Raw genomic sequence first — 14,036 nt, 5'->3', positions numbered from 1 at the left:
GCGAAGTTTACGCCGCAGTCGAAGGCGCCCCGGCCTCGCGGGCCTGCTGCCACGGCCGGCACAGGGCGAGGAAGCAGCTCGCCGACAGCACCGCGCACACCAGCTGCACCAGCGCCATCGGCACGGCCGTGTCCTCGCCCGCGATGCCCACCAGCGGCGAGGCGATCGCGCCGACCAGGAACGAGCAGGTGCCGAGCAGCGCGGATGCCGATCCGGCCGCGTGCGGGGTCCGCATCAGCGCCTGTGCGTTGGTGTTCGGCAGCACGATGCCCATCGCCGACATCAGGACGAACAGCGCGGTGGCGATCGGGACCAGCCCGACCTCGCCGAAGACGCCCGTCGCCATCAGCAGCAGGGACACCGTGGCGGCCGTGACGACCGCCAGCCCGACGGCCAGCACCTTGTCCAGGCTGACCCGGCCCACCAGCAGCTTGCCGTTGATCTGGCCGACGAGGATCAGGCCGACGGAGTTCAGGCCGAAGAGCAGGGAGAAGGTCTGCGGCGAGGCCCCGTAGATCTCCTGCACCACGAAGGGCGAGGCGGAGATGTAGGAGAAGAGCGCGGCGAAGGCGAAGCCGCCGGTCAGGGTGTAGCCGGTGAAGACCCGGTCGCCGAGGAGCCCGCGCATGGTCCGCAGGGCGGAGCCGACGCCGCCGGTGTGCCGGCGCTCGGGCGGCAGGGTCTCGCCGAGGCCGCGCCACACCAGCAGGGTGAGGAGCGTGCCGACGGCGGTCAGGACGACGAAGACGCCCCGCCAGTCGGCGAAGCGCAGCACCTGGCCGCCGATGAGCGGCGCGACGATCGGAGCGGCCCCGGAGATGAGCATCAGGGTGGAGAAGAAGCGGGCCATCTCGTCGCCGTCGTACAAGTCGCGGACGACGGCACGCGCGATGACGACGCCGGCCGACCCGGCCAGCCCCTGGAGCAGCCGGAAGGAGATCAGCAGCTCGGCGGTCGGGGCGAGCGCGCAGAGCGCGGTGGCGAGGACGTAGACGACCATGCCGGCGAGCAGCGGCCGGCGGCGGCCCCACCGGTCGCTCATGGGGCCGATGACGAGCTGGCCGAGGGCCATGCCGGCGAGGCAGGCGGTGAGGGTCAGCTGGATCGTCGCCGCGGGGCTGTTCAGGACGTCGGTGACCTGCGGCAGCGCCGGCAGGTACATGTCCATGGACAGCGGGGGGAGGGCGGTCAGCCCGCCGAGTATGAAGGTGACGAGCAGGCCCGTGCGGCGTGCTGCCCTCAGGGGCGCGGCGGTGGGGGCGGAGGGCGATGCGGACGACGAGTCGTGCGAGGGTGCCGTCGCGGGGCCTCTCTCCGTCATACGGGACTCCAGTCTTCTCATCTGCTCTTATGCACCCCTGACCGCCCCATGCTCTCAGCAATCGGAACGTCCCGGGTCCGCAGCGCGGTGTGACGTACCCTGCGGCCCCATGGACGAACGTACGAAGAAGATCGCCGTCGTGACCGGCGCAGGCAGCGGAATCGGCCGCTCCGTGGCGCTGGCCCTGGCCGCCGCTGGCTGGGCCGTGGCCGTGGCGGGCCGCCGGGCCGAACCGCTGGAGGAGACCGCCGCGGCGGCCGGGCCGGACGCCGACGTGCTGTGCGTCCGGGCCGACGTCAGCGACCCGGAGGACGTGACTGGGCTGTTCGAGTCAACGCGCGCCCGGTACGGCCGCCTCGACCTGCTCTTCAACAACGCGGGCACCTTCGGCCCGGGCGGGGTGCCGCTGGAGGACATCACCCACGAGGCCTGGCGCTCTGTCGTCGACGTCAACCTGACCGGCGCCTTCCTCTGCGCACAGGCCGCCTTCCGGCTGATGAAGGCGCAGGACCCGCAGGGCGGCCGCATCATCAACAACGGCTCCCTCTCCGCCCACGTGCCCCGCCCGCACTCGATCGCCTACACCGCGACCAAGCACGCCGTGACCGGCCTGACGAAGTCCCTGTCGCTGGACGGGAGGCCGTACCGGATCGCCTGCGGCCAGATCGACATCGGCAACGCGGCGACCGAGATGACCGAGCGGATGCAGACCGGCATCCTCCAGGCCAACGGACAGCTCGCCGTCGAACCGGTCATGGACGCCGCCGACGTGGCCCGCACGGTCCTGCACATGGCCGAGCTGCCGCTGGAGGCGAACGTGCAGTTCGCGACGGTGATGGCCACGTCCATGCCGTACATCGGCCGCGGTTAGGGGTGTTGCGAAGGTCCTGTGCGGCGCCCGCGGTGTCCGGTGCGTGCTCTCGGCGCGGATGTTGCGTTGCCACCGCGCGGGGCGGGCGCCGATCATGACCGCATGACCGACACCGAGGTACTGCGCTACACGGCCTTCTCCGGCGACCCGAACGGCGGCAACCCCGCCGGGGTCGTGCTCGACGCCTCCGGCCTGGACGACGACGCGATGCTGGAGATCGCCGCCGGACTGGGCTACAGCGAGACGGCCTTCCTCACCGGCCCGCCCGCGGGGCCGGGCGGCCGGGACGGCCGGGCCTTCACCGTGCGCTACTTCAGCCCGAAGGCGGAGGTCCCCTTCTGCGGCCACGCCACCATCGCCACGGCCGTCGCGCTGGCGGAGCGGATCGGGACCGGCGAACTGCTCCTCGCCACCCGGGCGGGAACCGTGCCGGTGTCCGTCACCGCCGAGGACGGCCTGCTGCGGGCGACGCTGACCAGCGTCGAGCCGCACACCGAGGAGATCACCGCCGCCGACCTCGCGGAGGCCCTCGCCGCGCTGGACTGGCCGCAGGCCGACCTCGACCCGGCGTTCCCGCCGCGGATCGCCTACGCCGGAGCCCGCCACCTGGTGCTCGGCGCCGCCACCCGCGCGCGGCTCGCGGACCTGGCCTACGACTTCGCCCGCCTGGAGGCGCTGATGCGGCGCCTGGACCTCACCACCCTGCAACTGGTGCACCGTACGGGCCCGGCGGAGTTCCACGTACGCGACCCGTTCCCGGTCGGCGGTGTCGTCGAGGACCCGGCGACCGGCGCCGCCGCGGCCGCCTTCGGCGCATACGCCCGGGAGCTGGGCCTGGTCCCGCGAGACGCGGTGCTGACCCTCCACCAGGGCGCGGACATGGGCCGTCCGGGCGTGCTCACGGTGGAACTGCGCGACGGCGACCCCCGCGTCCGTGTGGGCGGTACGGCGGTCCGCATCGCATGAACGCGGGTCTGCCGGTCCTCGGCCTCCCCGAGGCGGAGGTGCCCGCCGCGCCGGCCGTCCGGATCGCCGACCCGGAGGCACAGGCCTGGCCCGGCTCCGCCCCGGGGCACGAGCTGCCGGGTCAGGCAGGGGGACCGTCCGGCAGGCCAGGGCGTTGCGCGGCCCGTACGGGGACCACCAGCGGGGCGCCCGTGCGCGGGTGCGGGACCACCTCGACGGGTTGGCGGTACACCCGGCTGAGGAGGGTGTCGCGGAACACCTCGGCGGGCGGGCCGTCCGCGGCGATCCGCCCGTCGTGCAGGACGGCGGTCCGGTCGGCGTAGGCGGCGGCCAGCCCCAGGTCGTGCAGGACGACGACGACCGCGTCACCGGCCGCGGCCCGCTCACGGCAGATCCGCAGCACGAGTTCCTGGTGGCGCAGGTCGAGTGCGGCGGTCGGCTCGTCGAGCAGCAGCAGCGGGGCCCGCTGGGCGAGGACGCGGGCCAGCGCGACCCGGGCCCGCTCGCCGCCCGAGAGCGCCGAGAAGGGACGCGCGGCGAACGCGGTCACCTCGGCAGCGGCCATCGCGGTGGCCACGGCCTCCTCGTCCGCCTCGGCGAAGGGCGTGCCGGCCCAGGGCGCGCGGCCCATCCGTACGACGTCCTCGACCGGGAAGGGGAAGGACAGCGCGGCCGACTGGGGCAGGACCGAGCGGCGCAGCGCCAGCTCGGGAGCGCTCCAGTCGCCCACCGGGCGGCCGTCGATGCGGACTTCGCCGGAGGCGGCCGGCAGGTCGCCGGCGAGTGCGCCGAGGAGGGTGGACTTGCCCGCGCCGTTGGGGCCGACCAGGGCGAGCACCTCTCCGGCCCGGGCGGTCAGGTCGATGCCGGCGAGCACGTCGCGCTGCCCCAGCCGGACGTGCAGGTCCGCGGCCTCGGCGAGGGCCGCGCCGGGCGCCGGGCGGGGCGGGACGGTGCGGCGGCCCCGGGAGAGGAGGCGGGCCAGCGGGCCGGGCCGGGTGACGGTCGTGGCCGCCGTACCGGTCGGGGGTGTCCGGGCGGGGGGTGTGCGGCTCACGCCCAGCCTCCTTGCTTGCGGCGGGTGCGACGCAGCAGCCAGAAGAAGAAGGGGCTGCCGATCAGGGCGGTCAGGACGCCGAGGGGGAGTTCGGCGGGCTGGGCGAGGGTCCGGGCGGCGAGGTCGCCCGCGACCAGCACCACGGCGCCGGCGAGGGCGCTGCCGGGGACCAGGAAGCGGTGGCCGGGGCCGTTGGCCATGCGCAGCAGGTGCGGGACGAGCAGGCCGATGAAGGTGATGACGCCGGCGACGGCCACCGCGGCCGCGGTCAGCAGCGCGACGACCAGGATGAGGGCGAGCCGCAGCCGTTCGACGTCGATGCCGAGGTGGCGGGCGGGTCGTTCGCCGAGGGAGAGGAGGTCGAGCCGGCGGGCGTAGAAGGGGGCGATGGCGAGGCCGGCGACGGCGCAGGGGAGGACCGCGAGCACCTTGGGCCAGGTGGCCTGGGCGAGGGAGCCCAGCTGCCAGAAGGTGATCTGGTTGACCTGGCCGCTGTCGGCGAAGAACACGAACAGGCCGATGAGGGCGCCGGCGAAGGCGTTGACGGCGATGCCGGTGAGGATGAGGGTGACGACCTCGGTCCTCCCGCCGTTGCGGGAGAGCAGGTAGACGGCGCTGACGGTGACGAGGCCGGCGACGAACGCGCAGACGGTGATGGTCCAGTTGCCGAAGAAGCTGAGGCCGAGGCCGATGGCGGCGACGGCGCCGACGGCGGCGCCCGCCGAGATGCCGATGACGCCGGGCTCGGCGAGCGGGTTGCCGAAGACGCCCTGCATGAGGGCGCCCGCGCAGCCCAGGCTCGCGCCGACGAGCAGGGCCAGCACGACACGGGGGAGGCGTACGTTCCACAGCACGCTCTCGCCGACGCGGTCGAGCGGTGCCCCGCCGACGCCCAGGCGGTGCTGGGCGGAGGCGAGTACGTCGGCGAGGGGGATGCCGTAGGCGCCGGTGCCGGCGGAGAACAGGGCGAGGAGGAGCAGGCAAGCGAGGAGGGCGAGGGCGAGCCAGAGGGGTCTGCGGCCGCGGCGCACGCCCGCGCCGGACGCGGCGCCCTTCGGGGATCGCCCCGGCCCCCTCCCCGGCGCGGCGGGTTCGGCCGCGCTCCCCGGCGCGGCGGGTTCGCTCGGCGCGGTGGTGGTGCCCGCCGGGACCCCGCGGTCCGCGGCGGAGCCGTACGGGAGGGCCACCTCAGGCTCCCTTGCCGTGGAGCTGGGTGATGAGGGACGACAGGACCTGGTCCGTGCGGGGGCCGTAGTTGAGGAGGACGCCGTCGTCGACCGTGACCACGCGGCGGTCCATGCCGGCCGGGGTCTGCGCGACGCCCGGGATCTTCACCAGGCCGTCGATGCCGCCGACCGATGCGAGGCCCTTGGACATGACCAGGATCGCGTCGGGGGCCGCGGCCGCCAGGGCCTCGCTGGTGATCGGGGTGAAGTCCTTGCCGAGGCCCGACTCCTTGCCGGTGTCGACCGCCCCGGCCGCTTCGAGCAGGGAGGCCGCTCCGGAGTCCGAGCCGCCCAGCAGGTAGACGGAGGCGGTGCCGCGGAGGTAGAGGAAGGCGACCCGGGGTTGCTTGCCCGAGTCGGCAGGAACGTTCTTGCGGGCGGCCGCGATGCGGTCCGCGGTGCGCTGGTTGAGCTGCGTGCCGGCGTCCCTGACGCCGAGGGCGGCGGCCACGGCGTCGATCCGCTTCGGTATGTCGTCCAGCCCCTTGGCGGGAGCGACGACGACGACCGGGATGCCGGCGTCGCGGATCTGCTGGACCGCTTCGGCGGGGCCCGTGGTGGTCTCCGCCAGGACGAGCGTCGGACGGAGGGAGAGCACGCTCTCGGCGGAGACGTCGTGGCCGCGTGTCACCACCGGCAGCGCCGCGGCCTGTTCGAACGTGGCGGTGATGTCCCGGGCGACGACCTGCTTGCCGAGCCCGAGGGTGTGGACGATCTCGTTGAGGCTGCCGGTCAGCGGGACCACCCGCTCGGCGGAGGCCACCGTGACCTGCGCGCCGTCGGCCGAGGGCACGGTCGCCGGCAGGACGGGCCGCGGTGTCGCCGCGAGCGGCTCCACCCGGTCCGGGACGGCGGCGGGAGCGGGGGCGGCGGGGCCCGGTGGGGTGGCCGTACCTCCGCATCCCGTCAACGCGAGTGCCAGTGCTGCCACGGCAACGGCGAGACGGGGAAAGCGGTGTGACGCGGCGGGCGTAGGCACGAAGGCACCGTCCTGATCGTCCGACTGAGGTTCTGGGGACCCGGGGGTTTTCATCCGGCCCAGGTGTAGCTTAGGTTAGCCTAACCTTGCTTGCTAGACCCTGGAGGGGGCATTCATGCCCGCGAGACCCGTCCGTACGCTCGCCATCGCCCTGCTGGCGGGCCTGTTGGGGGCCCTGCTCCCGGCGACTGCCGCGCACGCGGGCACCGTACAGGGGGGTCGACTCGACTGGGGCATCAAATCGTCCTTCCAGAGTTATGCCACCGGTCCGGTGGCGAAAGGCGGTTTCACGCTGAAGGGCGGAGCCGCCACGGTCGGCGGGAGCCTGTTCCGCTTCCACTCGGCGACCGGTTCCTACGACCCGGCGACCGGTGCGTTCGAAGCCTCGTACGCGGGGGGCGTGACCTTCCAGGGGCACCAGAAGCCCGACGGAGCACACGAGTTGGACATGACCGTCAGCCGCCCCACCGTCAGGATCGGCGGTGGCGGCGGGACGCTGTACGTGGACGTCTCCAGCAAGGCCAAGGACACCGGCACCGTCAGCAACCGCAGCCAGGTGCCCTTCGCGACGCTCGGCGTCGGCGGGATCGACATGAAGGGCGCCGCCGGCCCGTTGACCCTCACGAACATCCCGGTCACCCTGACCGCCCAGGGGGCCCAGGCGTTCGCCGGCTACTACCCCGCCGGTGCGCAGCTCGATCCCCTCTCCCTGTCGGCCGACGTCAGGACGGCGCCGGCGGCCGAGTCCCGGCCGCCCGCGGATCCGCAGCCGGGCACCACCCCTCAGGCGTCGCAGGCGCCGGGTGCCTTCGCCGACGCCGCCGTCGACTGGGGGGTGCGCCGTACCTTCCGCGAGTACGTCACCGGCTCGATCGGGCAGGGCGGGTGGACGCTGTCCGAGGGGGCCCAGGACGGCGGTGCACTGTTCCGCTTCCCGCAGGGCAAGGGTGCGTACGACGGCCGGAAAGGCACCCTCGACGCGGCCTTCGCCGGAACGGTCCGCTTCACCGGCGTCCACTTGGACCTGACGCTCGGCAGCATGGCCGTGAAGGTGGAGAACGGCAAGGGGGTGCTGTCCGCGGACGTCACGACAGCGGGCACGACGAAGAACGCCGTCCCGCTCGTCGAGTTCGACGCCGCGGCCCTGAAGACGGAGGGTGCGCTGGTCACCCTGGCCGAGGCCCCGGCCGTCCTCACGGAGGGCGGCTCCCAGGCCTTCAACTCCCTGTACAAGGCCGGCACCGGGATGGATCCCGTCTCGCTCGCCGTCGCGCTCGACGCGACGGCGAAGCTGCCGGTCCTGCCCGACCTCGGCTCCGCGACCTCCCCGTCGGCAACCCCCGCCGCCTCCGCGTCGTCGGCCGATCCCGCCCCGGGGGCGGACGCCTCGGGTGCGTCGGGCGCGTCCTCCACCACCGGCCTCTACGCCGCCCTCGCCGCGGCCGTCCTTCTGCTGGCCGGTACCGCCCTCCTCCTGGGCAAGCGGAAGCGCCGCACCGCCGTCGCCGACGGCTCCGCCACCGCGACCCCGGCACCGGAGCCGGACGCTCAGTCGGACCCGACACCGGAGCTCAACGCTGTACCGGAGTCGGGTTCGGACTCGGCTCCGGCTCCCGGCTCGGGCTCCGGTGACGCGCCGAAGTAGTGCCGCGCGTTCCTCGCGCACCCCACCCCCTGTTCCCTTCCCCTTCCTGGAGTTCTCCGCGATGTCGTCCATCCGCCGCCCGATCTCCCTCGCGGCTGCCGTCCTGACCGCCGCCGCCCTCGGCGCCACCGCCCTCGCCCTGCCGGCCACGGCCGCTGGCGGCCCCCCGACCGGGCCGGTGAAGATCGTCGGGGGTTCCCTCGACTGGGGTGTCCTCGCGAGCTACCGCGCGTACGTGACCGGCATGGCCAAGGGCACCATCACCGTCGCCGACGGCGCCCTGCAGAACGCCGACGGCACCCTCCGGTTCGTCGACCCGACCGGCCAGTACGACCCCGCGGGCGGCCACGTGGTGAAGGCGGCTTTCAAGGGCAGCGTCACCTTCTCCTCGCCCGCCCCGCCGACCGGCCACGGCTTCGAGGTCAAGCTCTCCGACATCCGGATCGACACCGGTACCAAGAAGCTGACCGCTGACGTCACCAGGTCCGGTGCCACCGCCCAGGACGTCCCGCTGGCCACCGTCGCCTTCGCCGGCCAGTCGATGGCCGGACTCGCCACGACCCTCACCAAGGAGGCCGCGGACGCACTCGGCTCCGCGGGCTACGAGGGCAAGGCCGGGGACCCGCTCACCGCGAGCCTGAAGTTCGAGGAGCGCCCCGCCCCCGAGCCGACCCTGCCGAAGCCGACCCCGACGCAGCCGACTCCCACCCAGCCGAACCCCACCCCGCCGGCCGACAGCACGCAGAAGGTGCTCAACGGCAGGCTGACCTGGGGCGTCAAGGAGTCCTTCCGCCGGTACGTGCTCGGTGCGGGCTCGATCACCCCGGCCGGCGGCGCCGCCAAGAACGGCCAACTCTTCGACTTCGCCTTCGGCAAGGGCGAGCTGGACGTGACGAAGCAGAAGCTGAACGCCTCCTTCGAGGGCAACCTCCGCTTCCAGTACGCCGCCCACGGCATCGACATGACCTTCGGCAACCCGCGCGTCGACGCCACCGGCAAGGCCGGCACCCTCTACGTCGACGTCAAGACCGCCGCCGGCAGCCGGGCGGGTGTCGCCTTCGCCACGCTCGACCTGTCGAAGACCGACTACAGGACGAAGAACGGCGTGCTGGCGCTGAACGCCGTCCCGGCGGCCTTCACCGCCGAAGGCGCCGCCGCCTTCGCGAACGACACCACCGGCTCCATGTACAAGGCGGGCGACGCGATCGACCCGCTCACCTTTTCGGTGGCGGTGGACAAGGACGCCACCCTGCCGCCCACCGGAGGCGCCACCGGCGGTACCTCGGGCGGCGGCTCCACGGGCGGCACCGCCGGCGCCGCGGGCGGCAGCGCGGGCGGAGGCGCCTCGGTCGGCGGTTCGACCGGCGGCGGCTCCGTCGGCGGCCGTCTCGCCGACACCGGCGCCGACGTCCCGGCCGGTGCCCTGCTCGCCGCCTCCGGTCTTGTGACCGCGGCCGGCGCGGGCACGGTCCACCTCGCGCGCAGGCGTCGTACGGCCCGGCTGTGAACCGTGCTTGAATTCCCGCGTGAACGATCTCGATGTGCTGAGGGTCTTCTGCGCGGGTGACGGCCGGTACGGCAACCTGCTCGGTGTCGTGCGGGACGGCCGGACCTGCCCCGACGACGCGTCCCGGCAGGCGCTGGCCGCCGAACTCGGCTACAGCGAGACGGTGTTCGTCGACGACCCCGAGCGCGGGGTCGTCGACATCCGCACGCCCGGCACGCGGATGTCCTTCGCGGGACACCCGCTGGTCGGGGTCGCCTGGCTGCTGGACATCGAGGAGCTCCAGCCGCCCGTCGGCTCCGTATGGGCCCGTGACGACGGGGAGTTCACGTGGATCACGGCCCGGCCCGAGTGGGTCGAGGGCAAGCGCACCCGGCAGTACGACAGCGTCGCCGAGGTCGATGCGCTTCCGGCCCCGCCGCCGGGTGAGGGCTGGCTGTACGCATGGGCGTGGGAGGACGAGGCCGCGGGCCGCGTCCGGGCCCGCGGCTTCCCGCGCCGCCCCGACGGCGTCATCGCCGAGGACGAGGCCACCGGCTCGGCGGCGATCCTGCTGACGGCGGAGCTGGACCGCGCCCTGAACATCACCCAGGGCGCCGGCTCCCAGATCCTCACCGCCCCCGGCGCGGACGGCACCATCGAGGTGGGCGGCCGCGTCCGCTTCGCCCCGCCCCTCGCCTAGAGCCGGCGGGTACGGGGGCCCGTACCCGGCCACGCTCCGACGGGTCACGCGCTGAGGCGGAACTCCTCGCCCAGCTCGCGGAAGACCGCCCCGTTGAAGTCGAAGGCGCGCTTGCACTCGTCGATGATGCGCTGCTTCTCCAGGTCGTCGGCGGCGATCGCGTCCAGCAGCTCGCGGTAGGTCCGCTTGAAGGCGGCAGGGTTGGAGATGTCCGCGAACACGTAGAAGCGGACGCCGTCGCCCTTGCGCTCGAAGCCCCACGTCCGCTCCGCCTTGTCGCGGATGATCTGCCCGCCGGAGAGGTCGCCGAGGTAGCGGGTGTAGTGGTGGGCCACGTACCCGCCGGGCCACTCGGCCGCGCACTGGGCCACCCGTGCCGCATAGGCCTCGGTCGACGGCAGTGCCACCGCGTTCTCGCGCCACTGCGGGCCCCGCAGGTGCGCGAGGTCCCGCTCTATCTCCGCGACGCGCATCAGCTCGGGCCGGATGAACGGACCGGCCACCGGGTCGTCCGCGAGGGACTCGGCCGCATCCTCCAGGGCCCGGTACACGAACCACAGCTGTTCGGTGTAGCGGGTGTACGCCTCGACCCCGAGCCGTCCGCCCAGCAGGTCGCTCATGAACGTCGACGTCTCGGCCTCGGTGTGCTGCTCGTGCGATGCGACGCGGATGACCGTAGAGAAGGCGTCCAAGGCGGACCTCCAGGGAAGAGGAAGCGGGCGTGACGGCAGTGCCGTCACGCCCGATCCTCCTACTTAGGCTTGCCTAAGTCAATGTGTTCCCGACGTCTTGTCGGTAAATGAGGGCCCTTCCGGACACCCCTCAGGGAAGGGTCAGGATGTCCGCCCCGGAATCCGTCACCACCAGCGTGTGCTCGAACTGCGCGGTGCGCTTGCGGTCCTTGGTGACGACCGTCCAGCCGTCGTCCCACATGTCGTAGTCGTGCGTGCCCAGGGTCAGCATCGGCTCGATCGTGAAGGTCATCCCCGGCTCCATGACCGTGGTCGCGTGCGGGCTGTCGTAGTGCGGGATGATCAGGCCGGAGTGGAAGGACGAGTTGATGCCGTGGCCGGTGAAGTCGCGGACCACGCCGTAGCCGAAGCGCTTCGCGTACGACTCGATGACCCGGCCGATGACGTTGACCTGGCGGCCCGGCTTGACGGCCTTGATCGCCCGGTTCAGCGCCTCGCGGGTGCGCTCCACCAGCAGCCGCGACTCCTCGTCCACGTCGCCGCACAGGTAGGTGGCGTTGTTGTCGCCGTGCACCCCGCCGATGTACGCCGTCACGTCGAGGTTCACGATGTCGCCGTCGCGCAGGACGGTGGAGTCGGGGATGCCGTGGCAGATGACCTCGTTGACGGAGGAGCACAGCGACTTCGGGTAGCCGCGGTAGCCGAGCGTCGAGGGGTAGGCGCCGTGGTCGCACATGTACTCGTGGGCGACCTTGTCGAGCTCGTCGGTGGTCACCCCCGGCGCGATCAGCTTGGCGGCCTCCTCCATCGCCCGGGCGGCGATCCGGCCGGCGATGCGCATGGCCTCGATGGTCTCGGCCGTCTGCACCTCCGGTCCGGTGTACGGAGCGGGCGCGGGCTTGCCGACGTACTCGGGCCGGCGGATGTTTCCGGGAACGGAACGGGCGGGAGAGAGCTCGCCTGGTACGAGCAGCGACTGACCGGACATGCAAGCGAGTGTATCCAGCGGGGATGGGGCAGCATGGCGGACAGAGCAGCACACAGCGGCTTGCGGAGGCATCGAGAGGAGCCTGGACGACGATGGCCCTGTTCAAGAAGCGCCAGGTGGGCAAACCCGGCGAGTGGTACTACTGCCTGGTCCACCAGAAGGTCGAGGAAGGCCCCGAGTGCCCGGCGAAGGACAGGTTCGGCCCCTACGCCTCGCGTGAGGAGGCCGCCCACGCCATGGAGACGGCGCGGGAACGCAACCTGGAGTGGCAGAACGACCCCAACTGGAACGACAGGACCCCCGAAGAAGAAGAGGGCACCGGGACGGGCACGGGCACGGCCGGCTGACAGGAGCGCGGCCGGCCGCGACGGACGCCGGCGGCGCCGGGAGCGGCTACCAGCGGCTGGGCGGCGGTGCCATCAGCCGGTCCGCCAGCCCCGCCAGCCGGTCCCGCAACCGGCGGGGCCCGCGCCGCACGGGCGGCCCGTTCTCCCCGGCCGCCGCGCTGACCAGGTGCTGCACGGTGTCCAGGTCCAGCTCGGCGCCGTCCTCCGGCACCGACAGCACGTCGTGCGCGAGCGTACCCAGCTCCCGGTCCCCACCGTCCAAGGACAGCACGGTCGCCCCGGCGCGACGGGCGTCGTGCACCCGCTCCAGCAGCCCCTCGCCGGGCTCCCGCGGCGCCACCACCAGCACCGTGTGGCCCCGCCCGGCCGCCGCCAGCCGGCCCAGCCCCACTGACAGGTGCGGCGGCGCCCCGGGCCGTACGCGGTGCCGCACGAGCGTCGGCGCCAGCTGCGGTTGGCCCGACCAGGCGGCCTCGTCCACGAGGTGCGCGGCCATGTGCCAGGGCTCGTAGCCCTCGGTCCCCACCAGCAGCAGCTTCGCGCCGGCCGGCACCACCGACCGGCGCAGCGCCCCGGCGAAGCGGCGCGCCTCGCCCGGCCACTGCGTACCGGCGAGCACCTCGCGCAGCAGGGCGACCCTGACGGCATCCATGGCGGCAATCCTCCCGCATCACACCGACACGGGGGGCGCTTCCCCCGTCTTCGGCCCTGGGCTACCCGGCAGTACCCTCGCCCCCATGACTTCCTCAGACAGCACGCAGAAGCCGCCGGCCAAGGACCCCTGGGACCTGCCCGACGTGTCCGGCCTCGTCGTCGGCGTCCTCGGCGGCACCGGCGACCAGGGCCGGGGCCTCGCCTACCGGCTCGCCCGCGCCGGCCAGAAGGTGATCATCGGCTCCCGTGCCGCCGACCGTGCCCGCGGCGCCGCCGAAGAACTCGGGCTCGGCGTGGAGGGCGCCGACAACGCCGAGTGCGCGCGCCGCAGCGACATCGTCATCGTCGCCGTGCCGTGGGAGGGCCATGCCGAGACCCTCGAAGCACTGCGCGAGGACCTCGCGGGCAAGCTCGTCGTCGACTGCGTCAACCCGCTCGGCTTCGACAAGCAGGGCGCCTACGCCCTCCAGGTCGCGGAGGGCAGCGCCGCCCAGCAGGCCGCCGCCCTCCTGCCCGACTCCCGCGTCACCGCCGCCTTCCACCACCTCTCGGCGGTCCTCCTCCAGGACGAGTCGATCGACGAGATCGACACCGACGTGATGGTCCTCGGCGAGTCCCGCGCCGACACCGACATCGTCCAGGCCCTCGCCGCCCGCATCCCCGGCATGCGCGGCATCTTCGCGGGCCGCCTGCGCAACGCCCACCAGGTGGAGGCCCTCGTGGCGAACCTGATCTCCACCAACCGCCGCTACAAGGCCCACGCGGGCCTGCGCACCACGGACGTCTGACCCCCGACCCGGCCGGGGACCTTTACGGCAGCACTGCGGGGCATGGGGGACACTGGAGGGGCTCTACCGCCTTCCGTGTTCCCGAGGAGCTCTCCCCATGCCCCGCCTTGCCGTGTTCGCCGTTGTCGTCTGCGCCCTCGCCGTGGCAGCGGCCGTCGTCGCCTTCGTGGAGGGCAGCTTCCTCGGGATCGTGTGGGTGCTGCTCGCGGGCCTCACGTCGAACATGGCCTGGTACTACATGCGCAAGGCCAAGGCCGAGAAGGCCGCGACCGCCCCCCGCAACGTCTGAGGCGCGGCCGACCGCGGCCGACCCTCC

15 protein-coding genes are annotated in these 14,036 nt (G+C 73.5%); 8 read left to right on the top strand and 7 right to left on the bottom strand.

Annotation, left to right across the window (positions count from 1 at the left end; genetic code table 11):
• Positions 1-7: 7 nt before the first annotated feature.
• Entirely contained in the window at positions 8-1,321 is a 1,314-nt protein-coding gene (locus tag IF89_RS0128850) for a Bcr/CflA family multidrug efflux MFS transporter (RefSeq protein WP_107047377.1), read from the bottom strand.
• Positions 1,322-1,430: 109 nt separating this feature from the next.
• Between IF89_RS0128850 and IF89_RS0128845 the strand changes: the two genes are divergently transcribed.
• Together IF89_RS0128845 and IF89_RS0128840 are read left to right on the top strand one after the other, a co-directional pair.
• Complete coding sequence (locus IF89_RS0128845) at positions 1,431-2,192, top strand: SDR family oxidoreductase (RefSeq protein WP_030774290.1); 762 nt, start codon at positions 1,431-1,433, stop codon at positions 2,190-2,192.
• Between the two features lie 102 nt (positions 2,193-2,294).
• The gene (locus IF89_RS0128840; protein ID WP_030774287.1) at positions 2,295-3,158 is read left to right on the top strand and encodes a PhzF family phenazine biosynthesis protein; all 864 of its coding nucleotides are present in this window, start codon (positions 2,295-2,297) and stop codon (positions 3,156-3,158) included.
• A 121-nt stretch (positions 3,159-3,279) separates the two neighbouring features.
• On the opposite strand, the gene IF89_RS0128835 is transcribed toward IF89_RS0128840, so the two are convergent.
• The 3 genes from IF89_RS0128835 to IF89_RS0128825 all read right to left on the bottom strand — a co-directional run bounded on the left by IF89_RS0128835 (position 3,280) and on the right by IF89_RS0128825 (position 6,420).
• Positions 3,280-4,143: a heme ABC transporter ATP-binding protein gene (locus IF89_RS0128835; RefSeq protein ID WP_030774284.1), complete on the bottom strand. Its 864-nt coding sequence runs from the start codon at positions 4,141-4,143 to the stop codon at positions 3,280-3,282.
• A 68-nt stretch (positions 4,144-4,211) separates the two neighbouring features.
• Positions 4,212-5,402, bottom strand: a complete 1,191-nt coding sequence (locus tag IF89_RS0128830; RefSeq protein WP_107047376.1) for an iron ABC transporter permease — start codon at positions 5,400-5,402, stop codon at positions 4,212-4,214.
• A 1-nt stretch (position 5,403) separates the two neighbouring features.
• Complete coding sequence (locus tag IF89_RS0128825) at positions 5,404-6,420, bottom strand: heme/hemin ABC transporter substrate-binding protein (RefSeq protein WP_030774280.1); 1,017 nt, start codon at positions 6,418-6,420, stop codon at positions 5,404-5,406.
• Positions 6,421-6,535: 115 nt separating this feature from the next.
• Here IF89_RS0128825 and IF89_RS0128820 point away from each other — a divergent pair, with 115 nt between their 5' ends.
• The 3 genes from IF89_RS0128820 to IF89_RS0128810 all read left to right on the top strand — a co-directional run bounded on the left by IF89_RS0128820 (position 6,536) and on the right by IF89_RS0128810 (position 10,251).
• Positions 6,536-8,065 (top strand): HtaA domain-containing protein, encoded by a 1,530-nt coding sequence (locus IF89_RS0128820; RefSeq protein ID WP_078628578.1) that lies wholly within the window; start codon positions 6,536-6,538, stop codon positions 8,063-8,065.
• A gap of 61 nt (positions 8,066-8,126) precedes the next feature.
• Entirely contained in the window at positions 8,127-9,572 is a 1,446-nt protein-coding gene (locus IF89_RS0128815) for an HtaA domain-containing protein (RefSeq protein WP_030774275.1), read from the top strand.
• 19 nt (positions 9,573-9,591) lie between these two features.
• Positions 9,592-10,251: a PhzF family phenazine biosynthesis protein gene (locus IF89_RS0128810; protein WP_107047375.1), complete on the top strand. Its 660-nt coding sequence runs from the start codon at positions 9,592-9,594 to the stop codon at positions 10,249-10,251.
• Between the two features lie 44 nt (positions 10,252-10,295).
• Here the strand turns inward: IF89_RS0128810 and IF89_RS0128805 are convergent, their stop codons facing one another.
• Both IF89_RS0128805 and map read right to left on the bottom strand, forming a co-directional pair.
• On the bottom strand, positions 10,296-10,943 hold the full coding sequence (locus IF89_RS0128805; RefSeq protein ID WP_030774271.1) for a heme oxygenase (biliverdin-producing): 648 nt from the start codon (positions 10,941-10,943) through the stop codon (positions 10,296-10,298).
• Between the two features lie 130 nt (positions 10,944-11,073).
• On the bottom strand, positions 11,074-11,931 hold the full coding sequence (map, locus tag IF89_RS0128800; RefSeq protein WP_030774269.1) for a type I methionyl aminopeptidase: 858 nt from the start codon (positions 11,929-11,931) through the stop codon (positions 11,074-11,076).
• Between the two features lie 92 nt (positions 11,932-12,023).
• Here map and IF89_RS0128795 point away from each other — a divergent pair, with 92 nt between their 5' ends.
• Entirely contained in the window at positions 12,024-12,278 is a 255-nt protein-coding gene (locus IF89_RS0128795) for a hypothetical protein (RefSeq protein ID WP_030774267.1), read from the top strand.
• Positions 12,279-12,324: 46 nt separating this feature from the next.
• Here the strand turns inward: IF89_RS0128795 and IF89_RS0128790 are convergent, their stop codons facing one another.
• Positions 12,325-12,930, bottom strand: coding sequence for a hypothetical protein (locus tag IF89_RS0128790; RefSeq protein ID WP_030774264.1), 606 nt, complete (start codon positions 12,928-12,930; stop codon positions 12,325-12,327).
• A gap of 85 nt (positions 12,931-13,015) precedes the next feature.
• Here IF89_RS0128790 and npdG point away from each other — a divergent pair, with 85 nt between their 5' ends.
• The gene (gene npdG, locus IF89_RS0128785) at positions 13,016-13,720 is read left to right on the top strand and encodes an NADPH-dependent F420 reductase (protein WP_030774261.1); all 705 of its coding nucleotides are present in this window, start codon (positions 13,016-13,018) and stop codon (positions 13,718-13,720) included.
• A gap of 97 nt (positions 13,721-13,817) precedes the next feature.
• Positions 13,818-14,009: a hypothetical protein gene (locus IF89_RS0128780; RefSeq protein WP_030774259.1), complete on the top strand. Its 192-nt coding sequence runs from the start codon at positions 13,818-13,820 to the stop codon at positions 14,007-14,009.
• The last annotated feature ends 27 nt before the right edge of the window (positions 14,010-14,036 follow it).

It is taken from the genome of Streptomyces sp. NRRL F-2664 (genome assembly GCF_000719345.1).
In the GTDB taxonomy this organism is placed as follows: Bacteria; Actinomycetota; Actinomycetes; order Streptomycetales; family Streptomycetaceae; genus Streptomyces.
Note: the sequence above shows the minus strand (reverse complement) of the source record. Positions and strands in the feature narration are given on the sequence as shown.

Bases quoted from the DNA above. Each gene is read 5' to 3' on its own strand.
- npdG (WP_030774261.1), top strand. From the start codon at position 13,016: ATGACTTCCTCAGACAGCACGCAGAAGCCGCCGGCCAAGGACCCCTGG.
- IF89_RS0128790 (WP_030774264.1), bottom strand. From the start codon at position 12,930: ATGGATGCCGTCAGGGTCGCCCTGCTGCGCGAGGTGCTCGCCGGTACG.
- IF89_RS0128850 (WP_107047377.1), bottom strand. From the start codon at position 1,321: ATGACGGAGAGAGGCCCCGCGACGGCACCCTCGCACGACTCGTCGTCC.
- IF89_RS0128840 (WP_030774287.1), top strand. From the start codon at position 2,295: ATGACCGACACCGAGGTACTGCGCTACACGGCCTTCTCCGGCGACCCG.
- IF89_RS0128780 (WP_030774259.1), top strand. From the start codon at position 13,818: ATGCCCCGCCTTGCCGTGTTCGCCGTTGTCGTCTGCGCCCTCGCCGTG.
- IF89_RS0128815 (WP_030774275.1), top strand. From the start codon at position 8,127: ATGTCGTCCATCCGCCGCCCGATCTCCCTCGCGGCTGCCGTCCTGACC.
- map (WP_030774269.1), bottom strand. From the start codon at position 11,931: ATGTCCGGTCAGTCGCTGCTCGTACCAGGCGAGCTCTCTCCCGCCCGT.
- IF89_RS0128795 (WP_030774267.1), top strand. From the start codon at position 12,024: ATGGCCCTGTTCAAGAAGCGCCAGGTGGGCAAACCCGGCGAGTGGTAC.
- IF89_RS0128845 (WP_030774290.1), top strand. From the start codon at position 1,431: ATGGACGAACGTACGAAGAAGATCGCCGTCGTGACCGGCGCAGGCAGC.
- IF89_RS0128820 (WP_078628578.1), top strand. From the start codon at position 6,536: ATGCCCGCGAGACCCGTCCGTACGCTCGCCATCGCCCTGCTGGCGGGC.